The sequence below is a fragment of the Citrobacter sp. SX206 genome (assembly GCF_024181025.1).
In the GTDB taxonomy this organism is placed as follows: Bacteria; Pseudomonadota; Gammaproteobacteria; order Enterobacterales; family Enterobacteriaceae; genus Citrobacter; species Citrobacter youngae.
The window spans coordinates 1,496,725-1,522,450 of the sequence record NZ_CP049738.1 but is presented as its reverse complement, the minus strand read 5'-3'; the positions used below and the strand labels follow the sequence as shown (position 1 = coordinate 1,522,450).

Below are 25,726 nucleotides of genomic sequence, written 5' to 3'. Positions count from 1 at the left end.
TCATCAGGCCTTTTCTGACCTGAGAGTAACTATGTCTGCAACACACTCTTCCCCTGCCGCGGTGGCAGAACACACCACCCACACCGTGTTACGCCACCCCCGCCTGCTGGTTCGTGAAACGCTGGCCGGTGTGGTAACCGCCCTGGCGCTGATCCCGGAAGTGATCTCTTTTTCCGTTATTGCTGGCGTCGATCCGAAAGTCAGCCTGATAGCCTCGGTCGTACTGTGCCTGGCGATGTCCTTTTTAGGTGGGCGTCCGGCAATGGTTACCGCCGCTGCAGGATCGGTTGCATTAGTCATTGGCCCGATGGTGCATCAACACGGCGTGCAGTACATCCTGCCTGCGGTAGTGCTGGCCGGGATTATTCAGATCCTGTTTGGTGTGTCAGGAATGGCGCGTTTGATGCGGTTCATCCCTACGGCCGTGATGACAGGATTTGTCAACGCGCTGGGTATTTTGATTTTCTTTGCCCAGGTCCCGCATTTCTGGGGGAAAAGCCCGCTCATCTGGGGGCTGTTCGTCCTGACGCTGCTGATTGTGCTGTGGGTTCCGCGGTTTATCAAAGCCATCCCCGCGCCGCTGATCGCTATCGTGCTGCTGACGGTGTTCACTGTCACCAGCGGGCAACTGTTACCGACCGTCGGTGACGAAGGTTCAATGAGCGGCGGTCTGCCGGGTTTCACCCAGTTGTTGGTTCCGCTCAACCTGCAAACGCTGGCGATTATCTGGCCCTGCGCGCTGAGCATCGCTTTTGTTGGTTTGATGGAGTCGCTGTTAACTGCCCGTCTGGTGGATGACCTGACGGTGACGCCGTCGAATAAGAATCGCGAGAGTGCCGGGCTGGGGATAGCCAATATTCTGGCCGGATTTTATGGCGGCATCGCCGGGTGTGCGATGATTGGTCAAACGATTGTCAACGTTGAGATGGGGAAAGCTCGCAGCCGCGTTTCCACGTTTGCCGCCAGCCTGGTCTTGCTGCTGCTCGTCACCGCACTCAGCGAGGTGATGGCAAAGATACCAATGTCAGTACTGGCGGGAATTATGGTGATTGTGGCGGTAAAAACGTTTAGCTGGCACAGCATCCGACCCGCGACGCTGACCAACATGCCGGTCACCGAAACGCTGGCAATGTTGGTTACCGTCGCCGCGACAGTCTCTACCGGCAACCTGGCGATTGGCGTGGTTGCCGGCGTGATCACGATGTTGATACTGCCGCGCATCGTCAGTAGGAAACGGGCGTCTACATCAAAAACAGCGTCGCCAGACCCAGAAAAATAAAGAATCCGCCGGTGTCGGTGATAGCGGTAATCATGACGCTGGAGCCGACCGCCGGATCGCGCCCGAGCTTCACCATCGTCATCGGAATGATAACGCCCATCAGCGCCGCCATCAGCAGATTGAGCATCATTGCCAGGGTCATCACGCCGCCCAGCGCCATATCATCGTACAGCCACCAGGTGATGCCGCCCATGATGCCGCCCCAGACAAGGCCGTTGATCAGCGCTACCCCCATCTCACGCAGGATCAGAAACGTCAGGTTGCCGGGCTGAATATTCTGCAACGCCAGCGCCCGGACAATCATGGTGATGGTCTGATTACCCGTATTACCGCCAATCCCTGCCACAATCGGCATCAGCGAGGCCAGCGCCACCAGTTGTGAAATGGTGTGCTCGAAACCGTCGATTACCCGCGAGGCGATAAAAGCGGTACAGAGATTAATTGCCAGCCACGCCCAACGGGTTTTTACCGCTTTAGTAACCGGAGCGAATACATCCTCTTCGGCACTTAAGCCCCCCATTCGACGCAGATCGGTATCGGTTTCTTCATAAACCACGTCGACGATCTCATCGATGGTTAAGCGTCCCATCAGTTTGCCTGAGGGATCAACCACCGCAGCACTGACCAGGTTGTCACGTTCAAACGTACGCGCAGCATTCTCGGCGATATCTTCCGGAGAAAATGTGAGCGGATCATCCTCCATCACTTCGCTGACTTTACGCTGCACGTCATTGAGCAGAATACAGGTTAGCGTCAGTTCACCCACCAGCACTTTATTGCGATCGGTTACGAAGAGTTTATCGGTGTTCTCCGGCATTTTTCCCAGCCGCCGCAAGTACCGCTGCACCACTTCCAGCGTCACGTCCGGACGTACGGTGATGACTTCGAACTCCATGATCGCACCGACGCGATTCTTCTCGTAGTGCAGCACCTGACGTACGCGCGCACGCTCTTCAGCAGGCAATGATGCCAGCAGTCGACCGGTAAGGTTACGGGGTAAATGCTGTACCAGATAAATCTGTTCGTCGATATCGAGATATTGCAGCGCATCCAGTAGCTCGCGGTCGCTCATCTCGTCGATCAGGTCATCCCACACATTTTCTGATGCTTCAAGCAGGACGTTGCCGCGTTTTTCACTTTCGACCAGTCGCCACAGGGCGTGACGCTCTTCGGAGGGCAGTGCTTCAAGGGTATCGGCCAGATCGGGTGGCGGCAGATGCGCCACCAGAGCCCCTACCTCAGCAATATCGTCGGCTAACGTGCCGACGTCATATTGCTCAGCCAGGGTAAGCTTGCCCAACAGTGTTGAAATAATGGCTTTATCAGTGGTCAGCAGCCAGATTAGACGCGCACGCTCTTCATCACGTAGCCTGGCGCTGTTTTTGTTTATTGCGGACATTAATCATAAATCCATGATATGAAATATCATCAATCATGATGCCGAATTATGTAAATAACAATAAACGAGGCCGCCGGGTGGATAAAAAACCGGCGGCATGTGGGATTATGCTGTGCGAGCCACCGCATCGCGCGAAGCCGCATCGCGTTCATCGCCCAGCAGTTCACTCAATTGCCCATTACGCATTTCCAGCAAACGGTCGGCATGAATAAAGTAGTGATCGTCATGACTAATGGCGAAGATGGTTTTACCCATTTCCTGCATCAGCGGTAACAGGACCTGATAAAACTCCCGGCGGAAATGCGGATCCTGATCGGCGGCCCATTCATCCAGCAGAATGATGTCGCGCTCCTCTGCTAAGGCCAGCAACAGCGCCACACGCTTTTTCTGCCCTTTCGACAGCTTCAGGTTGAGAATGCGCCCGTCGTTCAGTTCCAGCTTGTGCGCCATTTGCAGATGATCCAGCCACTTCGCTACCAGCGCCGGAGAAGCGTCTCTGCCTTCAGGTCCCAGCAATTTGTCAAACAGCCAGACGTCGGTAAACACCGCGGAGAACAGCTTGCGGTAGTCCTCCGGTTTTTCGACAGCAACCGCCTTGCCATCCAGTAAAATCTCACCAGACTGCGGCTGGTATAGCCCGGTCAGCAACATCGCCAGCGTAGATTTCCCACTGCCGTTACCGCCAATCAGGAAGATCAGTTCACCACGACGAATGGTCAGATTCACTGGCCCAACGGCGAACACATTATCCTGATAGCGGAAAACCACGTCGCGCAACTCCAGCGTTTGCCAGTCCGGAAATGCGGTTGGCCGTGGGAATTCAGCCCTGAAGGGGGCCAGGGAGAACTTATTCAGCTTGTTGAACGCCACCTGTGCAGTCAGCAGCGTTGGCAGCGCGCCGACGGCAGAGAGCAGCGGCGTGCGCAGGAATAGCAGCGTCAGCGAATAGGTCGCCGCCACGGCGGTATCCGCCCAGCCCAGACTGTTGGCCATCCAGAACACCAGGCCAATAGCGCCCAGCATCATAATGTTCGACCAGTTGACCGCGCTCAGGTGGAAGGTATCGGCACGGATAATATGATGACGGTACTCTTTGGCATCCGGGACGTACAGCTGGTTAAAGATATACTCAGCACGTTCCCGGTTGAGCGTCAGCTCTTTGCGCCCTTCCAGCACCGTTTGATAATCGTTGTACAACTTATCTTCAGTTTCGCGCAGGGTGGCCATGTGTTTATACACCCGCGCCACCAGCACAAATCCGCCCCAGATGGTGATTGCCATCCAGATTGCCGTCACCAGCAGCATTTTAGTCGACAGCATCGCCAGATACGCCGCCGACCCCACGGTCAAAATAATCCCCTGTACCAGCTCAGGCAGGCGGACAAAGGCAATGGTAATGTTACGGATATCGCTGGTTAAACCGGCCAGTAACGAGGCGCTACCGATTTGCTCGATACGCTCGACGTGGGTGTCCAGAATTCGTTTGATAAATTCGCTACGCAGACGGTAGACAAAGTGGTGCCCCAGCGTGGTGAGCGCCAGCTGTGAACCGAGGGTGACGACCATCAGTAACAGCAGCAGGCCAAGAAACTCCGGTAGCACCATCAGCGTGGTGTCAACCGTTTCAATCAGGCGCTGATTAATAAACGCAATCAGCCCAATCCCCAGCGCGGCACTGACAAGGCTGAGCGCCATGACGCTGATAAATGGCCAGCGATACTGCCGCCAGACAAGAAGTAAAAGTTCCATGCAAACAACCCGGACAAGTAATAACAGCCCGCAGTTTAAACATCTCTTCGCTGACAGCAATAATAATTCTTATTTTTATTCTTTTTTACCTGCCTGGCGAAACGTAAGGTTATAACGACAATCTCCCGTCAATGGATGATACCCCGTCTTAAGCGGCTGGACGCCATGATAAAACAGCCGCGAGTTTCCCCCCCATACCACCACATCACCATGCTCCAGCAATACTCGCTTTAAGGGATCGTTGCGCCGTAAGCCGCCAAACTGAAAAATCGCCGGCAGGCCCAGCGATACAGAGACGATAGGCGCTCGCAGGTCAGGCTCATCTTTATCCTGATGTAAAGACAGTTTTGCCCCCGGCGTATAGCGATTAATAAGGCAAGCATCCGGTTGAAAATCAGGATAGCCTGCGGCCGTTGCCGCCTGTTGGCACAGCTCAGCAAAGACCTCGGGTAATGGCGGCCAGTGAACGCCGGTTAATGGATCGACCGGTGAATAGAGGTAGCCATGTTGATCCGTTGTCCAGCCCAGATGGCCGCAATTCGTCATGGCTACCGACATCGTATAACCGCCAGGGGTGACCATCTGGCGAAACGGCGACTGTCTGGCTGTCGCCGCGATTGCCCGCAGTAAAGCGGGGGCGGATTCAAATGCAAAGCGCCGCAAAATCACCGCACCTGACGCCAGCGGCTCGTGCCAGGGTTTCTCATCTGCAAAGAGATCGAGCATTACGTTTCCTCGCGGGTGGCTTCACGTTGCAACAGTTGCGCCTTGCGCGTTATTCCCCAACGATAGCCAGAAAGCGCGCCATCACCGCGGATTACGCGGTGACACGGGATCACAATCGCCAGCTTGTTCGCCGCGCAGGCGCTGGCTACGGCACGCACCGCCTTCGGCTTGCCGATAGTGCTGGCAAGTTGCTGATAACTCACCGTCTCACCACAGGGGATTGCCCGCAGCGCTTGCCATACCTGCTGCTGAAAGGCGGTTCCCTGAATATCCAGCGGCAGTGACAGTGCGGTATTGCGCGTGTTAATCACGGCGATCACCTCACGCACATGTTGTTGAAACTCCGTATCGGCGGGCTCGTCACGTGCCGTCGGAAACAGTTCATGCAATTCTGCTATCAGCGTAGCATCGTCGTCGCCCAGCAAGATCGCGCAGATACCCCGTTCACTTTCCGCCACCAGGCAACGGCCGAGGGCGCAATCTGTGAGGGTATAGCGCACAGAAACATTACCGCCGCCTTGACGAAATTGCCTGGCGGTCATGCCTAACGCCTGATCCGCTTTGCGGTAATAGCTGCTGCTGTCGGGGAATCCGGCGTCAAGAATCGCCTGCGTGACCGGTGCGCCTTTTGCCAGCGCGTCACGCAGGCGACGGGCACGCCACGACTGTTGCCAGGCTTTGGGGGTCATCCCGGTGGTGGCTTTGAACAGGCGATGCAGGTGAAACGGGCTCATCGCAACATGCTGCGCAAGAGCCTCCAGTGTGAGGGGGGACTCCTGCTCCAGTAACTGACAGGCGTGGGCTATTTTGTCCAGCCGCTGCTGTTGCGCGCTATCTTTGTCCGGCCGGCAGCGTTTGCAGGGACGAAACCCTGCCGCCTGTGCCTGCTCGGCATCCGCGAAGAAACTGACATTTTTGCGCAGCGCATGTTTTGCCCGACAGGACGGTCGACAAAAAATGCCTGTAGTCTGAACAGCAAAAACAAACTGACCGTCAGCCCTGGCGTCACGATCCAGCACAGACTGCCAGCGTTCATCATCAGTGATGTGTAAGAGATTTGTCATGATGGACTCCTTTGTTAAGCATAGCGCTTAGCCTCAGTGTGTCCGCATTGCGGGTTATAAAAACCCGCAATCTTGCTTTTTAATTTTTTTCGCTGACCAGGAAGCTTTTAAACTGCGGCGACATCCAGGTGCTAAACCCTTCGCCTTCTTTAACAATCATATACACCGCTAACCCTTCGCGACGCACAACCTCTTTGGCTTTTTGCGGGCCAAGCACCATTAGCCCGGTATCCCAACCATCAGCCTCCAGCGCCGTGGGTGCAATCACCGTCACAGAGACCAGATTGTGTTCAATCGGACGGCCGGTTTGCGGATCGATGACATGGGAAAGACGCTTGCCATCCAGTTCGTAATAGTTGCGATAGCTACCGGAGGTGCTGATACCATGCCCATTGATATCGACAATCGCCTGGACCGCGTTTTCACGATCGGTCGGTTTCTGTATTGCCACACGCCACGGTTGCCCCTCGGCATTCATTCCACGGCTATTCAGCGCGCCGCCAACAGAAACCAGATAGCGGGCGATCCCTTCCTGTTCCATCAATCGCGCCAGATGGTCAGCCGCATACCCTTCCCCCACGGTGGAGAGATCAACGTACAGTGCCGGCAGATCTTTCTGCAGATAATTCTGGTGCGCCTTATTAACAACCTTCAGATGTGAAAGCCCGGTTTGCGCTTTTGCCGCATCAATTCTTGCCTGCACAGGAGTATGCAGCGGTTGCTGCTGTGGACCAAAGCCCCACAGGTTGACCAACGGACCGACGGTGATGTCCATCGCGCCGTCGGTTTTTGCGCCAATACGTAACGCCGATGTCACAATATCCGCCAGCGCATCATTCACCGGCCACGGTGACAGGCTGTTTGACAGGTTAAAACGCATCAGCGCAGAATCATTCTTATAGGTAGAAAGCAGTTGATCATCAGCATCGAGCTGAGTCTGGATCTTCACCTGCAACTCCCCGGCACGTTTGGCATCCACGCCAACCACACTGACCCGCCAGAAAGTACCCATGGTTTTGCCTTCCAGGACTGTCGCGGTTGAGGACGGGGTCTGGGTTGATTTCGGGGCCTCATCGCACCCGACAAAAAAGAGTGTTACAGCCAGGAGCGCTGCACGACAAAAAATCATATCCATACGTGATTACCCTTATGAAAACGGGCGCAAGAGTACACCAAAAAAGAGTGTTTGTACGTCAGAAAAACGGCATTAAAAAAGGCCCCGTAGGGCCTTTGATAGAAATAGATACAGATTAGAACTGGTAAACCAGACCCAGTGCTACGATATCATCGGTAGAGATACCTGCATTACGGGTGAACTGGTTGTCATCCAGCAGGTTGATTTTGTAATCAACATAGGTAGACATGTTTTTGTTGAAGTAGTAGGTCGCGCCAACATCAACATATTTCAGGATATCCTGGTCGCCGTAGCCGTTGTCCAGATCTTTACCTTTTGACTGCAGGTAAGCCACGGACGGACGCAGACCGAAGTCGAACTGGTACTGCGCAACAGCTTCAACGTTCTGTGCTTTGTTAGCCCAGCCCAGTTTACCTGCACGCGTTGCGTTGTAGGTCTGGGTGTACTGTGCTGCCAGGTACACATTGTTCGCGTCGTATTTCAGACCGCCAGTGTAGGTTTCAGCACGATCGCCGGTACCGAAGTTCAGCTTGTTCTGCTCATCAGTACGTTTGGAGCTGGTGACCGCGGTACCCAGGGAGAAGCCTTCACCGATATCATAAGTGATAGATCCGCCGACGCCGTCACCGTTCTGATTCAGTGCGTCACGACCGTTGCCAGTCACGCCGGTCATGCCTTCACCTTCCGGACTACCGTTTTTACCCTGGTACTGCAGGGCAAAGTTCAGACCATCAACCAGACCGAAGAAATCGGTGTTACGGTAGGTTGCAAAGCCGTTACCACGCTGCTGCATGAAGTTGTCAGAACCGTAGGTATCGCCGCCGAATTCCGGCAGAACGTCGGTCCAGGACGTGACGTCATAAACCACGCCGTAGTTACGACCGTAGTCGAAAGAACCTGCATCAGCGAATTTCAGACCGGCAAACGCGACACGCGTCCAGGCGTTGTTTTCGTTTTCAGAGGAGTTACCCATGATCTGGTATTCCCACTGGCCGTAACCGGTCAGTTGGTCGTTAACCTGGGTTTCACCTTTGAAGCCGATACGCATATAGGTCTGATCACCATCTTTAGTAGAGTCATCAGAGAAATAGTGCAGACCGTCGACTTTACCGTACAGATCTAATTTGTTGCCGTCTTTGTTGTAAATTTCAGCCGCATTTGCTGCGCCTGCTACCAGCAGAGCCGGTACCAGGAGGGACAGTACTTTAACTTTCATGTTATTAACCCTCTGTTATATGCCTTTATTGCTTTTTTATGCCACTGCTCACTGGCTAACCCTCATTAACCAGTCGGCAACTTCATTCTCCGCAAAAACACAGAATAATCCAACACGAATATGATACTAATACTTTAAAGATGTTTCATTTATCTATGTAGATGTTTCAAAACATTAACAAAAGGGAACTTTTTTTAATTAAGAAAATGGAGAGAATAAGCACGAATAGTCAAGAACTATTACAAAATATATATAAATCAATAAATTACACAAAGAGCAGCCATAGCACTGAATGATAAAACAAAATCTTCACTCGCAACTAAAATAGACTCGCTATCATCATTAACTTTATTTATTACCGTCATTCATTCATGAATGTCTGTTTACCCCTATTTCAACCGAATGCTCTGCGTTCGGTTTTTTTTTACCCTTCTTTACACAAACATCGCGGTTCTGTGCTACCGATGAAAAACTATAACGACTATTAACTATCTCACCTGTTCACCATCGCATATAAATCAGGTAAATAATTTCTTGTTATTTAATGCTAAATCTGTAGGTTTCATACCTTTATTTGTACTGATAGTGACCGGCTGTACACGTTTGCATTGCCTGCCTGGCAACGATACACAGCAATAAAAAACGCAGCTCCGCAGATGTTGCGTAAGTATGGCAATTCATACATTACCCTTTATACTGCCCCTTCATCTATAGCGTCGTTTTAACAGGTCATAAACACGAATGAGTCAGTCTGACACAACGGCTTCTACCCGATTCTCCCTGCTTCCGGGAAGTATTACCCGTTTCTTCTTATTACTGATCGTGGTGCTGTTGGTGATGATGGGCGTGATGGTCCAGAGCGCGGTCAACACCTGGCTTAAAGATAAGAGCTATCAGATTGTCGATATCACCCACGCTATTCATAAAAGGGTAGATACCTGGCGATACGTGACCTGGCAAATCTATGACAATATTGCAGCGACAACCAACTCATCGACTGCCGACGGGTTACAGGAAACCCGACTCAAGCAAGATGTCTACTATCTTGAAAAACCCCGTAGAAAGACTGAAGCGCTGATTTTCGGCTCGCATGACAGTTCTACGCTGGAAATGACCCAGCGGATCTCAACCTATCTGGATACACTGTGGGGCGCGGAGAATGTCCCATGGTCTATGTATTATCTGAATGGTCAGGACAATAGCCTGATTCTTATCTCAACATTGCCGCTGAAAGATCTCACCTCCGGCTTTAAAGAATCGACAATTGGCAACATTGTCGACTCGCGCCGCGCTGAGATGTTACAACAGGCCAATGCGCTCGATGAGCGTGAAAGCTTCTCGTCCCTTCGCCGGCTGGTCTGGCAAAACGGTCATTACTTCACGTTACGCACAACCTTTAATCAGCCAGGGCATCTGGCAACCGTGGTCGCGTTTGACCTGCCGATTAATGATTTGATCCCCCCGGGCATGCAGTTGGACAGCTTTCACCTGGAGCCCGATGCCACGTCTACGGCTGAACATCTCAGTGAAAAAGAGTCGCCTGACAGCGTCAGCATCAACTTTAACAATAGCAAGATTGAGATCTCTTCAGCGCTAAATTCAACGGATATGCGACTGGTCTGGCAGGTTCCCTTTGGTTCATTACTGCTTGATACGCTGCAAAGCATTCTGCTGCCGCTGTTACTGAATATCGCTCTGCTGGCGCTGGCGCTGTTTGGCTATACCACTTTCCGCCACCTCCCTGCCCGCTCAAACGAAGTGGCGCCAAACCTTGCCGCAAATAATGAACTCCGGGTGCTTCGTGCAATCAATGAAGAAATTGTTTCGCTGCTGCCGCTGGGGTTATTGGTACACGACCAGGAATCCAACCGCACGGTTATCAGCAATAAAATTGCCGACCACCTGCTGCCACATTTAAATCTGCAAAATATCACCAGCATGGCGGAGCAGCATCAGGGGGTAATCCAGGCCACAATCAATAATGAATTGTATGAGATCAGGCTGTTCCGCAGCCAGATCTCAGCCCGCACGCAGATCTTTATCATTCGCGACCAGGACCGCGAAGTGCTGGTAAATAAAAAGCTGAAACAAGCGCAGCGACTGTATGAGAAAAACCAACAGGCTCGCGCCGCCTTTATGCAAAACATTGGTCGCGCACTGAAAGATCCCGCCAAAACGCTGGCCACCAATGCTGCCGCACTCAATACGCCCGACAGCCACAAACTGGCAAACCAGGCAGACGTTCTGGTACGTATGGTCGATGAGATTCAGTTGGCCAATCTTCTGGAAAGCGATGACTGGAAAAGTGAATCAACGCTGTTTTCCGTGCAGGCGTTAATTGACGACGTAGTGCCTGAAGTACTACCCGCCATCAAGCGTAAGGGGTTACAGCTGCTGATTAAAAATCACCTGAGCGCCAATGATGAGCGCCGCGGCGACCGCGATGCCCTGCGTCGTATTTTGCTGCTACTCATCCAATATGCCGTGACCACAACGCAGATTGGCAAAATTACGCTGGACGTCGACCAGGATGAGTCGGAGGCAGAGCGTCTGACCTTCCGTATTCTGGATACCGGGGAAGGCGTCGCGCTGAATGAAATTGATAATCTGCACTTTCCGTTCAGCAATGACACGCAGAGCGATCGATATGGCAAAGCGAATCCACTCACGTTCTGGTTGTGCGATCAGCTAGCGCGCAAACTGGGTGGACATCTGAATATTAAAGCGCGGGAAGAACTTGGAACGCGTTATATCGTCCATGTTAAGATGCCGCTGCATGACCAACATGCTGATAATGAAGAACGGCTGTTAGATGACGTCTGCGTGATGGTTGACGTCACCTCGAATGACGTACGCAGCATTGTATTGCGTCAGCTGGAAAACTGGGGAGCAACCTGCATCACGCCCGATGAGCGACTGAATAGTCAAGAATATGATCTCTTTATCACTGATAATCCGTCTAATCTTACTGCCTCGGGCTTGCTTTTAAGCGATGATGAGTCTGGCGTGCGAAAAATTGGCCCCGGTCAGCTGCGCGTCAACTTTAATATGAGCAATGCTATGCAGGAAGCTGTCCTGGAGCTAATAGAAGAACAACTGGCGCAAGAAGAGATCCAGGAACTCCCCCTCGGCGGTGATGAAAACGCCGAACTTCATGCCAGTGGTTACTATGCACTCTTTGTAGACACAGTACCGGATGATGTTAAGAGGTTGTATACTGAGGCAGCAACCAGCGATTTCGCTGCGTTAGCCCAAACGGCCCATCGCCTGAAAGGCGTGTTTGCCATGCTTAATCTGGTACCCGGCAAGCAGTTATGTGAAGCGCTGGAACATCTTATTCAAGAGAAAGATGCTCCAGGTATAGAAAAGTACATCAGCGACATTGACGTTTACGTCAAGAGCTTGCTGTAGCAAGGTAGCCCAATACATGAACACTATGAACGTAATTATTGCCGATGACCATCCGATTGTACTGTTCGGTATTCGTAAATCACTTGAACAAATCGAATGGGTGAACGTTGTCGGCGAATTTGAAGACTCCACTGCACTGATCAACAATTTGCCTAAATTAGATGCTCATGTGTTGATTACCGATCTCTCAATGCCGGGAGATAAATATGGTGATGGGATCACGTTAATTAAATATATCAAACGCCATTTCCCGAGCCTGTCGATCATCGTTTTGACCATGAACAACAACCCGGCCATCCTGAGCGCGGTACTGGATCTCGACATTGAAGGGATCGTGCTGAAACAAGGTGCGCCAACTGACCTGCCGAAGGCGCTGGCGGCGCTGCAAAAAGGTAAGAAATTCACCCCGGAAAGCGTCTCTCGCCTGCTGGAAAAAATCAGCGCCAGCGGTTATGGCGACAAACGCCTGTCACCGAAAGAAAGTGAAGTTCTGCGCCTGTTTGCCGAAGGCTTCCTGGTGACTGAAATCGCTAAAAAACTCAATCGCAGTATTAAAACCATCAGTAGCCAGAAAAAGTCTGCAATGATGAAGCTCGGCGTGGAAAACGATATCGCCCTGCTGAATTACCTGTCATCCGTGACGTTAAGCCCGTCAGACAAAGAGTAATTCGGTTTCATATCATCTGCCTGATGGCACCGTGTTTATCTGGCCTACGAACAATACAGTGTTGTGTATGTTCTGTAGGCCGGATAAGGCAAACACCGCTACCCTGCCTCTTTTATCCCCGCGTTTTTCTTACGCGATCCGCATAGACCGTTAGCGTCTGCTTCAGCACGTCTAGCGTCACTGGCTTGGATAAGCAACTGTCCATTCCCGACTCCAGACAACGCTGCTTCTCTTCCGCCAGAGCATTGGCCGTCACACCAATCACCGGCAGCGTTAACCCCAGTTGGCGAATACGCTGCGTCAAGCGATAACCATCCATATTCGGCATGTTGACGTCGCTAAGCACGATATCAATATGGTTTTTACTCAACACATTGAGCGCGTCCACACCGTCGTTGGCGGTTTTACACTGATACCCCAACGATCCCAACTGATCGGCCAGTAAACGACGGTTAATCGGATGATCGTCAACCACCAGAATCATCATGTCATCGTTTGTGGCTCCCACTTTGTCCGGAGCTGGCAGTGCGGTGGAAAGCGCTTCACTGCCCAGTTCAACGCTGTAGATATGCGCCAGCAGCGCTGGCAACTCGTGCGGTGATGCCACACTGTGCACCCACTCGCCAGGCGTTCTTTCCAGCGGAATACCAATGTGGCGACGACAGAAAATCACCGTGGCTCGTCCCTGCCACGCCTGATCCAACACATCATCAGCAATCAATACATCATTTGCATCAGGTTGCTGCCCCTCATAACGCAGCACCGTCATCCCGGTACGCGTGAGGCTGGATTCGATAAAGTGATAGAGTGACGCGTTTCGCACCGCCAGCCAGCAGCGGGTACTGGCAAGACCGTCCACACTTTTATTCTGTGGATACTGGGCTCCATACAGCGGTATCCGCAGCGTAAACTGGCTCCCCATCCCCGGTTCAGAATCAACGGAAATATCCCCGTCCATCATGCTGATCAGTTTTTCACAGATAGCCAGACCTAACCCGGTCCCCTGGAAATTACGCTGCACGCCCGTCCCCACCTGGAAGAAGGGATCGAACAGACGAACGACTTCTTTGGCCGGGATCCCCACGCCAGTATCACGCACACGAATGCTGAGGTAGTCGCCGCTGCACTGAACGTGCAGCACAATACAGCCGGTATCGGTGAATTTAATAGCATTACTCAACAGGTTAGAAATGACCTGCTGCAAGCGCATCGGATCGCCATTTAATGCCACAGGCACATCCGGCTCAATGAAACAGTACAATCCCAGTTGCTTGCGTACCACCAGCGGCAGATAGTTGGCCGTAATATGGCTCATCACTTCCCGCGGTGAAAATTCGCGCGGTTCAATCTTCAACTGTTCGGATTCAATTTTCGAGAAATCAAGAATATCGCTGATAATCTTCAACAACAGGCTGGAGGAGTTATTCATCGCCGTCACCAGGCGATCCACTCCGCTGGGCAGTTCTTTCGTTTGCAGCAAGTCAAGGTTGCCGATAATGCCATACAGCGGCGTGCGTAGTTCATGACTCACCGTCGCAAGGAACATTGATTTTGACTGGCTGGCCTGTTCCGCCGCCTGCGCCATCTCCTGTAACGACTCTTCCATTTTCACACGCGCACTCACATCGACCAGGACGCATATGGCTACGTTCTCATTGCGATAACGTGAATGCACAAAGCTGATTTGCAGATTGGTATTATTGCTGGTCAACACATCGACGAAATTAACCTGCTGGCCGCAGATAATTTGCGTCAACCGTTGCCTGTCTTCATGCGTCAGCATGTTGAGATAGGTATGCGCCAGCTCGTTGCTCAGAATGTTAATGCCATCAATTGTGCGCAGAATACAAATACCGACCGGCGCAGAAGCCACAATTTTACGGTTAAACTGTTCATGCTCTTCCAGGCGCTGGGCATCGCTTTCCGCTGGAATAAAAATACGCCGCTCATACATGCGCGTCAGCATAAACAACGCCGCACCTACCAGCACATTCAGCAGAACCGCATTCAGGATCATCATGCGTATCCGCTCCAGCACCAGATCGACCGGCACGGAGTACACAATACTGAGCGATGATGGCGGCAGGTTTTTCTTCAACACCAGATTGCGAAAACCCGGCGTGTAGCCAAACCACGAGCGCTCCTGCATCCAGCGCGGTTCAGACTGAATATTGCCTTCAGGACCGGTGAGTGAAATCAGCGCATGACCATTTTCATCAAGGATTGTCACCCCCATCGGCAAACTGCCCGGCGTGAAGAAGTTCTCCATACGAATCGGCTGTTCCACACCCAGCAACGCCTGCAGACGATTGGCAAGATAGACCGGCGTCAGCGCATAAAAATACCCCACGCCCGGACGCGGTCCCTGGCTTATCCAGAACAGGTTATTGCCGTTTTCTTCCTGCGGCGCATTGCGATACTTAATGATGCGCTCATGCAGTGCTTTCAGCGCCTCGTCACGTTCGACAGGCATATCCCGCAGACCAAAATTGGCCATACAGAGGTTATCGCTGCCGATCAGGAACACACGGTTCAAATCATAAGCCGCTGAGAAATTGTCGCGCCAGTAGCGCATAAACCACGCCAATGACTCCAGCGAGCCACGCCAGGCATTACCCATCACCGCACAGTCGGAATCGGCAAACAGCGGTTCAAAATTCGGCACCACGGTTTTATCATCCCGTGCCCGCAATGACATCACGCCGTTTTCTGCCGTTAATCGGTTTTCAGCAATATATTTCAGCTCTTTTATCACGTCAGAAGTACGCTGAATGTAGCGTTGAGCCTGGTCGGAGCTGAGATTAAACTCCTGGCGGATCTCAGACTCTCGCTGGTGCAACGCATTCACAATGTAGAACACCGACGCAAAAGCAATCAGACACCAGACCAGTAAGGCCAGCGCTCTGAACAGGTAGCGTGAGACTTTTAGAGTTGAATGAATGGAAGCAAGGTATTTCAAAGGGGCGAAGCTCCGCCTCAGGATATCAATAGAGTGTGGTTAAGGTAGCGGTAAATGTCCGACGTCGCAATGCCCTCTCTTTACGGGAATATGATACACCGCTCTGACACCGTTGTCTTAACCCCTGATAATCGTCGTTTGCCTAAAAAACACTGCACGGATGTGAGAATGCGCAAGCTGAGATGGCTGACGCGTCGTTTATACCCGCGACGTTTACGCAACCAAATGATCATGATGGCCATTCTGATGGTCATTGTGCCGACGATTTCTATTGGTTATATCGTAGAAACCGAAGGCCGGTCAGCAGTCTTATCTGAAAAAGAGAAAAAACTGTCATCGGTGCTCACTCTGCTTAACGGCGCGCTGGGCGATCGCTTTAGCCACTACGCGGATTTACCGCGTGAAGCGCGCATTCGGGCGCTGAATCTTGAGTTGGGGCCCATCACCGAACGGATCACCCAGGCATTTCCTGGCATAGGTGCGGGGTATTACAACAAAGCACTGGATGCAATCATCACCTACGCCCCCTCTGCGTTGTACCAAAGTAATGTCGGTATCACCATCACCGAGGATCACCCCGGTCGCGAAGTGATGCGCAGCAACGCACCTGTGGTTTTTTCCGGACGACAGGTTCGTGGCGACATCCTCAACTCCATGATCCCCATCGAACGGCAAGGTGAAGTCATTGGCTATATCTGGGCGAATGAACTAACGGAAGATATCCGCCAGCAAGCCTGGAAAATGGACGTCAGGATCATTGCCGTACTGGCTGCCGGACTCATCAGTAGCCTGCTGTTGATTGTGCTTTTCTCTCGCCGTCTCAGTGCGAATATCGATATTATCACCGACGGCCTCTCCACGCTGGCGCAAAAAACACCAGCCCGCCTGCCTGAACTGCCCGGCGAACTGGGGCAAATCAGCCGCAGCGTCAATGCGCTGGCACAAACGCTTCGGGAAACCAAAACCCTTAACGACCTGATAATTGAGAACGCAGCAGACGGCGTCATTGCCATCGACAGACAGGGTGATGTCACCACCATGAATCCGGCGGCAGAGCAAATCACTGGCTATCAGTTGCATGAACTGGTCGGGCAACCCTATGCAACCCTCTTTGCCGATACTCAGTTCTCCAGCCCGGTACTGGATACGCTGGAGCACGGCACCGAACATGTCGCCCAGGAGGTGAGTTTTCCTGGCCGCGACCGCACTATTGAAATAAGCGTCACCACCAGCAGGATCCATAACGCGCATGGCGAACTAATCGGAGCTCTGGTGATCTTCTCTGATTTAACGGCCCGCAAAGAGACACAGCGCCGGCTGGCACAAACGGAAAGGCTCGCGACGCTCGGCGAGTTGATGGCTGGAGTGGCGCATGAGGTACGTAACCCGCTGACGGCAATCCGTGGCTATGTACAGATCATCCGCCAACAAACATCTTTACCAGAACATCAGGAATATTTATCCGTTGTGCTGAACGAAATTGACTCAATCAATAAAGTCATCCAACAACTGTTGGATTTCTCACGCCCGCGACAAAGCCAGTGGCAGCAGGTACAGCTCAATGCGTTGATTGAAGAAACGCTGATCCTCGTGCAAACCGCGGGCCTACAGGCTCGAATCACGTTTACCACGGAATTAGATACCAGCCTGCCAGCCATCGTCGCCGATCGCGAACTCCTCAAGCAGGTGATCCTCAATATTTTAATCAATGCGGTGCAGGCGATAGCCGCACGGGGCGAAATTCGAATCCGCACCTGGCAATACTCGGCCTCACAGCAGGCGGTGATGATTGAAGATAATGGCAACGGTATCGATATTGCCATTCAGAAGAAAATATTCGACCCCTTCTTTACGACCAAAGCATCAGGTACGGGTCTTGGACTGGCGCTAAGCCAGCGCATTATCAACGCGCATCAGGGGGATATCCACGTGACAAGTATGCCGGGCTGCGGCGCAACCTTCACCCTGATTTTACCTCTTAACCCGCAGGGAAATCCGTCAGAATGAAAACGACCTACCGTATTCTCATCGTTGATGACGAAGAAAATGTTCGCCGTATGCTTGCCACTGCGTTTTCCCTGCAAGGGCATGAGACGCACTGCGCCAGCGATGGAAAAGCCGCGCTGACTCTGTTTGCTGATACGCATCCTGACGTGGTACTGATGGACATCCGCATGCCAGAGATGGACGGTATTGATGCTTTGAAAGTCATGCGCGCCCAGCAGCCGCGGATCCCCGTTATTCTGATGACGGCCTACGCCGAAGTGGAGACCGCAGTGGAGGCTCTCCGTAGCGGCGCGTTTGACTATGTGATTAAACCCTTTGATTTGGATGAGCTCAATCTGGTCATTCAGCGCGCACTACAGCTTCAGGCAATGAAGCAGGAGATCCGCAATCTACATCAGGCGCTAAGCACCAGCTGGCAATGGGGGCATATCCTGACTAACAGCCCGGTGATGATGGATATTTGTAAAGACACGGCAAAAATCGCCCTCTCACAGGCGAACGTACTGATTAGCGGTGAAAGTGGCACAGGAAAAGAGCTGATTGCCCGCGCCATCCACTACAACAGCAGACGCGCCAACGGTCCCTTTATCAAAATCAACTGTGCGGCCTTACCGGAATCATTACTGGAAAGCGAACTGTTTGGTCACGAAAAGGGGGCATTTACCGGTGCACAAACCCTACGCCAGGGACTGTTCGAACGTGCGCATCAGGGAACGCTTCTGCTCGACGAGATTGGTGAAATGCCGCTGGTTCTGCAGGCCAAACTGCTGCGTATTTTGCAGGAAAGAGAGTTCGAGCGCATCGGCGGACACCAAACTATTCGCGTCGATATCCGTATTGTTGCCGCCACCAATCGCTGCCTGCAAACAATGGTGAAGGAAGGAACGTTCCGTGAAGACCTGTTTTACCGGCTCAACGTGATTCATCTGACCCTTCCCCCGTTACGCGAACGCCGCGAAGACATCGCTCTGTTAGCGAATCACTTTTTACAAAAATTTAGCTCAGAAAATCAGCGGGATATCATTGAGATCGATCCAACGGCGATGTCCATGCTTACAGCCTGGCCATGGCCAGGAAACATTCGTGAACTGTCTAACGTCATCGAACGTGCAGTGGTCATGAATACCGGCGCGGTGATTTTTGCCGAAGACCTGCCTGCGCAGTTCCGATCACCTGTCAGTACCGTAACAGAAGTAAAAGCAGTTCAGACCGGAGAACGCAATCTGAAGGAAGAAATTAAGCGTGAGGAAAAACGCATCATCCTTGAGGTGCTGGACAATCAGGATGGCAACCGCACCCGCACCGCGCTAATGCTGGGGATCAGTCGGCGCGCTCTGATGTACAAATTGCAAGAGTATGGCATTGACCCGTCAGGCTCCTGATACCTAAATTTGCTATGCAGAATTTTGCACACTGCGCAAAACTCTGCATAGCAACTCCACCTTCCTCTCGCCAGACAATAAAAAATAAACCATAAAATTCAAATAATTAAAAAATAATTTTACCATTTATCATTCTGGCACCCGGCTTGCAATTCCCTGAGCGTACCCAAAATGGAGTATGCAAAAGGGAAACATAATGAAAACAAAACTGATTACTTTACAAGACGCAGCGAGCTTCTTTCGTGACGGCATGACCATCATGGTCGGCGGTTTTATGGGGGTTGGCACGCCACCTCGCCTTGTCGAAGCCTTACTTGAATCTGGCGTCAGAGATTTGACGTTAATTGCCAACGATACCGCATTTGTCGATACCGGTATCGGCCCCTTAATCGTCAACGGTCGCGTGAGCAAAGTGATTGCCTCGCACATTGGCACCAACCCTGAAACCGGTCGCCGCATGATTGCCGGCGAAATGGACGTACAACTGGTGCCGCAAGGCACTCTGATTGAGCAAATTCGCTGCGGTGGCGCAGGCCTTGGCGGTTTCCTGACGCCAACCGGTGTCGGCACCGTAGTAGAAGATGGCAAGCAGACCATGACGCTCGATGGCAGAGTCTGGTTGCTCGAACGTCCATTACGTGCCGATCTGGCGCTGATCCGCGCACACCGCGCAGACACGCTTGGCAACCTGACCTATCAACTTAGCGCCCGTAATTTTAACCCACTGATTGCCCTTGCCGCCGACATCACACTGGTAGAACCGGATGAAATGGTCGAGATGGGTGAACTCCAGCCAGACCAGATCGTCACCCCTGGTGCCGTTATCGACCATATCGTCATTCCACAGGAGAGCTAATCATGGATGCTAAACAACGTATTGCGCGCCGTGTGGCGCTTGAGCTTCACGATGGGGATGTCGTCAACCTGGGGATTGGTCTGCCGACGATGGTTGCCAACTACCTGCCCGCTGACATTCATATCACATTGCAGTCAGAAAATGGTTTTCTCGGTCTGGGTCCGGTCACAACTGCGAATCCCGACCTGGTAAACGCTGGTGGGCAACCGTGCGGTATTTTGCCAGGCGCGGCCATGTTTGATAGCGCCATGTCGTTTGCGTTAATTCGTGGGGGCCATGTCGATGCCTGCGTGCTCGGTGGGTTACAGGTCGATGAGCAGGCCAACCTCGCTAACTGGGTCGTTCCCGGAAAAATGGTACCCGGCATGGGTGGCGCAATGGATCTGGTAACCGGTGCGCGTAAAGTCATTATCGCCATGGAGCATTGCGCAAAAGACGGCTCAGCGAAGATCCTCCGACATTGCACCATGCCGCTGACGGCACAACATGCGGTGCATATGCTGGTCACCGAACTCGCCGTTTTCCGCTTCATTGACGGCAAAATGTGGCTTACGGAAATCGCGGAAGGATGCGATATCGCCACGCTGCGTGAAAAAACCGAAGCGCAGTTTGATGTCGCCGCCGAGCTGATTATCCTGCGAGGTGATGCATGATCGGCCGCATTGCTCGTTTTATGACGCGCGTGGTCAGCCGCTGGCTGCCTGATCCGCTAATTTTCGCCATGCTGCTAACGCTGTTGACCTTCGGCATCGCGCTGTGGCTGACGCCACAAACGCCAGTCAGCATGGTGAGATTCTGGGGTGATGGTTTCTGGAACCTGCTGGCGTTTGGTATGCAGATGGCGCTGATCATCGTCACAGGCCATGCGTTAGCCAGTTCCGGGCCGGTGAAAAGCCTGCTGCGTACGGCGGCGTCTGCCGCCAAAACCCCCGCTCAGGGTGTCATGCTGGTGACGTTTTTCGGTTCAGTCGCCTGCGTCATCAACTGGGGTTTTGGTCTGGTAGTGGGGGCGATGTTTGCCCGTGAAGTCGCACGCCGGGTACCCGGCTCCGACTATCCCCTGCTGATTGCTTGTGCCTACATCGGTTTTCTCACCTGGGGGGGTGGCTTCTCCGGTTCAATGCCATTGCTGGCGGCAACGCCAGGCAACCCGGTTGAGCACGTCGCAGGGTTAATTCCGGTCGCAGACACGCTATTTACCGGTTTCAACATCTTCATCACCGTGGCACTGATCGTCGTAATGCCGTTCATCACACGCATGATGACGCCAAAACCTTCCGATGTGGTAAGCATCGATCCGAAGCTGTTACTGGAAGAAGCTGATTTCCAGAAAAAACTGCCACCCGACGCTCCACCATCGGAAAAACTGGAAGAGAGCCGCATTCTGGCCCTGATCATCGGGGCATTAGGGATTGCTTATCTGGCCCTCTATTTCACCGAGAAAGGCTTCAACATCACCATCAACACCGTCAATCTGATGTTTATGATTGCCGGTCTGCTGCTGCATAAAACGCCGATGGCCTATATGCGTGCCGTTAGCGCTGCCGCACGGAGCACCGCCGGCATCCTGGTGCAGTTCCCCTTCTACGCCGGTATTCAGCTGATGATGGAGCACTCTGGTCTCGGCGGATTGATTACCGAGTTCTTCATCAACGTCGCCAACAAAGACACCTTCCCGCTGATGACCTTCTTCAGTTCAGCACTGATTAACTTTGCTGTGCCATCCGGCGGCGGCCATTGGGTTATTCAGGGACCGTTCGTCATGCCCGCCGCTCAGGCGCTTGGTGCCGATCTTGGTAAGTCAGTGATGGCTATCGCCTATGGCGAGCAGTGGATGAACATGGCGCAGCCGTTCTGGGCGCTACCTGCATTGGCTATCGCCGGATTGGGGGTGCGCGACATCATGGGGTACTGCATCACCGCCCTGCTCTTCTCAGGCGTCATTTTTGTCATTGGATTGACCTTGTTCTGACAGCCATTACTTACATAAAGGAACAGAAAAATGAAAAACTGTGTCATTGTCAGCGCGGCACGTACCGCAATCGGTAGCTTTAATGGCGCACTGGCGACCACCAGTGCTATCGAGTTGGGATCAACCGTGATAAAAGCGGCAATCGAGCGCGCTCATCTTGATCCGCAGCAGGTTGAAGAAGTGATTATGGGTAACGTACTGCAGGCCGGCCTGGGACAGAATCCGGCGCGTCAGGCATTGCTAAGAAGCGGTCTTTCCGACACCGTTTGCGGCTTCACCGTCAACAAAGTGTGCGGATCCGGCCTGAAAAGCGTGGCGCTTGCCGCCCAGGCAATCAAAGCAGGACAAGCCCAGGCGATCGTCGCGGGGGGGATGGAAAACATGAGCCTGGCCCCCTACCTGTTAGACGCGAAAGCCCGTTGGGGGTATCGCCTCGGTGACGGGCAATTGGCAGACGTCATTCTGCGCGATGGGCTGATCTGCGCCGAACATGGCTATCATATGGGGATTACCGCCGAGAACGTCGCTAAAGAGTACGGTATCAGCCGCGAAATGCAGGATGAACTGGCACTGTTATCACAGCAGAAAGCCATTGCCGCAATAGAGTCCGGCGCTTTCCAGGCCGAAATCGTCCCTGTCAGCGTGCAATCACGTAAGAAAACCCTCATTTTTGAACGCGATGAGTTTCCCAAGGCAGACTCCACGGCGGAAGGTCTTGCCGCATTGCGTCCGGCCTTCGACAAAGCAGGTACTGTTACCGCTGGCAACGCCTCGGGGATTAACGACGGTGCTGCCGCTCTGGTGGTAATGGAAGAGTCGGCAGCACTGGCGGCTGGGCTAAAACCGCTGGCGCGGATCAAAGCCTGGGCCAGCGGCGGCGTCGCCCCGGCGATGATGGGCATGGGACCCGTTCCTGCCACGCAAAAAGCGCTACAACGGAGCGGGCTGCAACTGTCGGATATCGATCTTATCGAAGCTAACGAAGCCTTTGCCGCGCAGTTTCTTGCGGTGGGTAAAACACTGGGGTTTGATGCACAAAAGGTCAACGTTAACGGTGGTGCGATTGCGCTGGGTCACCCTATTGGCGCCAGCGGCGCGCGTATTCTGGTCACATTGCTGCACGCGTTACAGGCACGGGATAAAACGCTCGGTCTGGCAACGCTGTGTATCGGCGGCGGCCAGGGTATTGCGATGATCGTGGAGCGCATGAACTAAAAAAAAGGGCCGGATTTCTCCGGCCCTTCTCATCACAACTTAATTACTCTTCTGCGTCGTCTGCCGCATCATCGTCGCTTTCAGCTTCAGGAGCGATATCCTCGTCCCCTTCCGCAGCGCTGCCGTCGATGGAGTCGAGCTCTTCATCATCAACCGGTTCAGCAACACGTTGCAGGCCCACAACGTTTTCATCTTCCGCAGTACGGATGAGGATCACGCCCTGGGTGTTACGCCCTACCACGCTGATTTCCGACACGCGTGTACGCACCAGCGTACCGGCATCGGTGATCATCATGATCTGGTCAGTATCTTCAACCTGTACCGCGCCAACAACAGAGCCGTTGCGTTCGGTGACTTTGATGGAGATAACGCCCTGCGTCGCACGAGACTTCGTCGGATACTCTTCCGCTGCGGTACGCTTACCGTAGCCGTTCTGCGTCACGGTCAGGATGGCACCTTCACCGCGCGGAACAATCAGAGAAACAACTTTATCTTCCCCGGCCAGCTTGATACCACGTACACCGGTCGCGGTACGCCCCATAGCACGAACGGCGTCTTCTTTGAAGCGCACCACTTTACCGGCAGCAGAGAACAGCATGACTTCATCGGAACCGGACGTCAGGTCAACGCCAATCAGTTCGTCGCCTTCGTTCAGATTAACCGCAATGATACCGGCTGAACGCGGACGGCTGAACTCGGTCAGCGCCGTTTTCTTCACGGTACCGCTGGCGGTCGCCATGAAGACGTTAACGCCCTCTTCGTACTCGCGTACTGGCAGAATCGCGGTGATACGCTCGTTAGCTTCCAGCGGCAGCAGGTTGACGATTGGACGTCCACGCGCGCCACGGCTGGCTTCTGGCAACTGATAAACCTTCATCCAGTACAAACGACCGCGGCTGGAGAAGCAGAGGATCGTGTCATGGGTGTTGGCCACCAGCAGGCGGTCGATAAAGTCTTCTTCTTTAATGCGTGCTGCTGATTTACCTTTCCCGCCACGACGCTGTGCTTCGTAGTCGGTTAACGGCTGATATTTCACGTAGCCCTGATGAGACAAGGTCACGACAACATCTTCCTGGCTAATCAGATCTTCGATGTTGATGTCAGCGCTGTTCGCGGTGATTTCGGTACGACGCGCGTCGCCGAACTGCTCGCGAACCAGCTCCATCTCTTCACGGATAACTTCCATCAGACGATCGGCACTGCCCAGAATGTGCAACAGTTCGGCGATCTGCTCCAGCAGCTCTTTGTATTCGTCGAGCAGTTTTTCATGCTCAAGGCCGGTCAGTTTCTGCAGACGCAGATCCAGAATCGCCTGGGCCTGCTGTTCAGTCAGGTAGTACTGACCATCACGCACGCCAAACTCAGGTTCCAGCCACTCAGGACGCGCAGCGTCATCACCCGCACGTTCCAGCATGGCAGAGACGTTCCCCAGTTCCCAGGAGCGCGCAACCAGCGCCGCTTTCGCTTCTGCCGGGGTCGGCGCACGACGGATCAGTTCGATGATCGGATCGATGTTGGCAAGAGCAATCGCCAGCGCTTCGAGGATGTGCGCACGGTCGCGGGCTTTACGCAGTTCAAAAATAGTACGGCGAGTAACCACTTCACGACGGTGACGAACAAATGCAGCGATAATCTCTTTCAGGTTCATGATCTTCGGCTGACCATGGTGCAGCGCAACCATGTTGATACCGAAAGAAACCTGCAGTTGGGTCTGGGAGTAGAGGTTGTTCAGCACCACTTCCCCGACCGCATCGCGTTTCACTTCAATCACGATGCGCATACCGTCTTTGTCAGACTCGTCACGCAGCGCGCTGATGCCTTCAACGCGTTTATCTTTTACCAGCTCGGCGATTTTCTCGATCAGGCGTGCTTTGTTCACCTGATACGGAATTTCATGCACGATGATGGTTTCGCGGCCAGTTTTCGCGTCAGCTTCGACTTCTGCACGTGCGCGAATGTATACCTTGCCGCGACCGGTACGGTAAGCTTCTTCGATACCACGACGACCATTGATGATCGCTGCGGTCGGGAAGTCCGGACCCGGAATATGTTCCATCAGCCCTTCAATGCTGATGTCTTCATCGTCAATATATGCCAGACAGCCGTTGACCACTTCCGTCAGGTTGTGCGGCGGAATATTGGTTGCCATACCTACCGCGATACCGGACGAACCGTTCACCAGCAGGTTAGGAATTTTGGTTGGCATAACGTCTGGAATGCGTTCGGTGCCGTCGTAGTTATCGACGAAATCAACCGTTTCTTTTTCCAGGTCAGCCATCAGCTCGTGGGCGATTTTCGACATACGGATTTCCGTATAACGCATCGCAGCTGCGGAGTCGCCATCGACAGAACCAAAGTTACCCTGACCATCCACCAGCATGTAACGCAAGGAGAATGGCTGCGCCATACGAACAATGGTGTCGTAAACGGCGGTATCACCATGAGGGTGGTATTTACCGATTACGTCACCAACGACACGGGCAGATTTTTTATAGGCTTTATTCCAGTCGTTGCCCAATACGTTCATGGCGTAAAGTACGCGACGGTGTACCGGCTTCAGGCCATCTCGGACGTCCGGCAGCGCACGGCCAACAATGACCGACATCGCATAATCCAGATAGGAGCTCTTCAGCTCTTCCTCAATGTTGACCGGTGTAATTTCTCTCGCAAGGTCGCTCATCTAACCGCT

At 53.0% G+C, this 25,726-nt stretch carries 17 protein-coding genes; 9 read left to right on the top strand and 8 right to left on the bottom strand.

The genetic code is table 11. From position 1 onward, the window contains the following. Positions 1 to 31 precede the first annotated feature (31 nt). On the top strand, positions 32 to 1,279 hold the full coding sequence (locus G8S19_RS07325; protein WP_253686394.1) for a SulP family inorganic anion transporter: 1,248 nt from the start codon (positions 32 to 34) through the stop codon (positions 1,277 to 1,279). On the opposite strand, the gene mgtE is transcribed toward G8S19_RS07325, so the two are convergent. The 6 genes from mgtE to G8S19_RS07295 form a co-directional block, all read right to left on the bottom strand. After that, a complete protein-coding gene (gene mgtE, locus G8S19_RS07320; RefSeq protein WP_048211119.1) occupies positions 1,242 to 2,678 on the bottom strand; it encodes a magnesium transporter in 1,437 nt (478 codons plus the stop codon). The genes G8S19_RS07325 and mgtE overlap by 38 nt on opposite strands. 105 nt (positions 2,679 to 2,783) lie before the next feature. Beyond that, positions 2,784 to 4,427 (bottom strand): multidrug ABC transporter permease/ATP-binding protein, encoded by a 1,644-nt coding sequence (locus G8S19_RS07315; protein ID WP_199985781.1) that lies wholly within the window; start codon positions 4,425 to 4,427, stop codon positions 2,784 to 2,786. A gap of 75 nt (positions 4,428 to 4,502) precedes the next feature. Continuing rightward, complete coding sequence (alkB, locus tag G8S19_RS07310) at positions 4,503 to 5,153, bottom strand: DNA oxidative demethylase AlkB (protein ID WP_124021790.1); 651 nt, start codon at positions 5,151 to 5,153, stop codon at positions 4,503 to 4,505. After that, positions 5,153 to 6,217, bottom strand: coding sequence for a bifunctional DNA-binding transcriptional regulator/O6-methylguanine-DNA methyltransferase Ada (ada, locus tag G8S19_RS07305; RefSeq protein ID WP_048211116.1), 1,065 nt, complete (start codon positions 6,215 to 6,217; stop codon positions 5,153 to 5,155). The genes alkB and ada overlap by 1 nt, the downstream gene beginning before the upstream one ends. A gap of 79 nt (positions 6,218 to 6,296) precedes the next feature. Further along, positions 6,297 to 7,352 (bottom strand): FAD:protein FMN transferase ApbE, encoded by a 1,056-nt coding sequence (apbE, locus tag G8S19_RS07300; RefSeq protein ID WP_253686392.1) that lies wholly within the window; start codon positions 7,350 to 7,352, stop codon positions 6,297 to 6,299. Between the two features lie 115 nt (positions 7,353 to 7,467). Further along, positions 7,468 to 8,568: a porin OmpC gene (locus G8S19_RS07295; protein ID WP_005129375.1), complete on the bottom strand. Its 1,101-nt coding sequence runs from the start codon at positions 8,566 to 8,568 to the stop codon at positions 7,468 to 7,470. A gap of 741 nt (positions 8,569 to 9,309) precedes the next feature. Here G8S19_RS07295 and rcsD point away from each other — a divergent pair. Both rcsD and rcsB read left to right on the top strand, forming a co-directional pair. Further along, complete coding sequence (gene rcsD, locus G8S19_RS07290) at positions 9,310 to 11,979, top strand: phosphotransferase RcsD (RefSeq protein ID WP_101741539.1); 2,670 nt, start codon at positions 9,310 to 9,312, stop codon at positions 11,977 to 11,979. A gap of 16 nt (positions 11,980 to 11,995) precedes the next feature. Then, entirely contained in the window at positions 11,996 to 12,646 is a 651-nt protein-coding gene (gene rcsB / locus G8S19_RS07285; protein WP_003027592.1) for a response regulator transcription factor RcsB, read from the top strand. A 112-nt stretch (positions 12,647 to 12,758) separates the two neighbouring features. Here rcsB and rcsC read toward each other — a convergent pair whose 3' ends face one another. Then, positions 12,759 to 15,605, bottom strand: coding sequence for a two-component system sensor histidine kinase RcsC (gene rcsC / locus G8S19_RS07280; protein ID WP_253686390.1), 2,847 nt, complete (start codon positions 15,603 to 15,605; stop codon positions 12,759 to 12,761). Between the two features lie 168 nt (positions 15,606 to 15,773). Here rcsC and atoS point away from each other — a divergent pair, with 168 nt between their 5' ends. From atoS to G8S19_RS07250, 6 genes are all read left to right on the top strand, one after another. Next, complete coding sequence (gene atoS, locus G8S19_RS07275) at positions 15,774 to 17,612, top strand: two-component system sensor histidine kinase AtoS (RefSeq protein ID WP_048211111.1); 1,839 nt, start codon at positions 15,774 to 15,776, stop codon at positions 17,610 to 17,612. Next, positions 17,609 to 18,994: an acetoacetate metabolism transcriptional regulator AtoC gene (gene atoC / locus G8S19_RS07270; RefSeq protein WP_048211110.1), complete on the top strand. Its 1,386-nt coding sequence runs from the start codon at positions 17,609 to 17,611 to the stop codon at positions 18,992 to 18,994. The genes atoS and atoC overlap by 4 nt, the downstream gene beginning before the upstream one ends. A gap of 196 nt (positions 18,995 to 19,190) precedes the next feature. Beyond that, complete coding sequence (gene atoD, locus G8S19_RS07265; RefSeq protein WP_121584838.1) at positions 19,191 to 19,850, top strand: acetate CoA-transferase subunit alpha; 660 nt, start codon at positions 19,191 to 19,193, stop codon at positions 19,848 to 19,850. Between the two features lie 2 nt (positions 19,851 to 19,852). Then, complete coding sequence (locus tag G8S19_RS07260; protein WP_253686388.1) at positions 19,853 to 20,503, top strand: 3-oxoacid CoA-transferase subunit B; 651 nt, start codon at positions 19,853 to 19,855, stop codon at positions 20,501 to 20,503. Further along, entirely contained in the window at positions 20,500 to 21,822 is a 1,323-nt protein-coding gene (locus G8S19_RS07255; protein ID WP_048211107.1) for a TIGR00366 family protein, read from the top strand. The genes G8S19_RS07260 and G8S19_RS07255 overlap by 4 nt, the downstream gene beginning before the upstream one ends. Before the next feature lie 30 nt (positions 21,823 to 21,852). Continuing rightward, the gene (locus tag G8S19_RS07250) at positions 21,853 to 23,037 is read left to right on the top strand and encodes an acetyl-CoA C-acetyltransferase (RefSeq protein ID WP_137364524.1); all 1,185 of its coding nucleotides are present in this window, start codon (positions 21,853 to 21,855) and stop codon (positions 23,035 to 23,037) included. A gap of 43 nt (positions 23,038 to 23,080) precedes the next feature. On the opposite strand, the gene gyrA is transcribed toward G8S19_RS07250, so the two are convergent. Further along, a complete protein-coding gene (gene gyrA, locus G8S19_RS07245) occupies positions 23,081 to 25,717 on the bottom strand; it encodes a DNA topoisomerase (ATP-hydrolyzing) subunit A (RefSeq protein ID WP_048211105.1) in 2,637 nt (878 codons plus the stop codon). Positions 25,718 to 25,726 lie beyond the last annotated feature (9 nt).

Coding starts and splice junctions, on each gene's coding strand:
- gyrA (WP_048211105.1), bottom strand. CDS start 25,717: ATGAGCGACCTTGCGAGAGAAATTACACCGGTCAACATTGAGGAAGAG.
- G8S19_RS07260 (WP_253686388.1), top strand. CDS start 19,853: ATGGATGCTAAACAACGTATTGCGCGCCGTGTGGCGCTTGAGCTTCAC.
- apbE (WP_253686392.1), bottom strand. CDS start 7,352: ATGGATATGATTTTTTGTCGTGCAGCGCTCCTGGCTGTAACACTCTTT.
- atoC (WP_048211110.1), top strand. CDS start 17,609: ATGAAAACGACCTACCGTATTCTCATCGTTGATGACGAAGAAAATGTT.
- G8S19_RS07250 (WP_137364524.1), top strand. CDS start 21,853: ATGAAAAACTGTGTCATTGTCAGCGCGGCACGTACCGCAATCGGTAGC.
- G8S19_RS07295 (WP_005129375.1), bottom strand. CDS start 8,568: ATGAAAGTTAAAGTACTGTCCCTCCTGGTACCGGCTCTGCTGGTAGCA.
- mgtE (WP_048211119.1), bottom strand. CDS start 2,678: ATGTCCGCAATAAACAAAAACAGCGCCAGGCTACGTGATGAAGAGCGT.
- G8S19_RS07315 (WP_199985781.1), bottom strand. CDS start 4,427: ATGGAACTTTTACTTCTTGTCTGGCGGCAGTATCGCTGGCCATTTATC.
- rcsD (WP_101741539.1), top strand. CDS start 9,310: ATGAGTCAGTCTGACACAACGGCTTCTACCCGATTCTCCCTGCTTCCG.
- alkB (WP_124021790.1), bottom strand. CDS start 5,153: ATGCTCGATCTCTTTGCAGATGAGAAACCCTGGCACGAGCCGCTGGCG.
- G8S19_RS07325 (WP_253686394.1), top strand. CDS start 32: ATGTCTGCAACACACTCTTCCCCTGCCGCGGTGGCAGAACACACCACC.
- ada (WP_048211116.1), bottom strand. CDS start 6,217: ATGACAAATCTCTTACACATCACTGATGATGAACGCTGGCAGTCTGTG.
- G8S19_RS07255 (WP_048211107.1), top strand. CDS start 20,500: ATGATCGGCCGCATTGCTCGTTTTATGACGCGCGTGGTCAGCCGCTGG.
- atoD (WP_121584838.1), top strand. CDS start 19,191: ATGAAAACAAAACTGATTACTTTACAAGACGCAGCGAGCTTCTTTCGT.
- rcsB (WP_003027592.1), top strand. CDS start 11,996: ATGAACACTATGAACGTAATTATTGCCGATGACCATCCGATTGTACTG.
- atoS (WP_048211111.1), top strand. CDS start 15,774: ATGCGCAAGCTGAGATGGCTGACGCGTCGTTTATACCCGCGACGTTTA.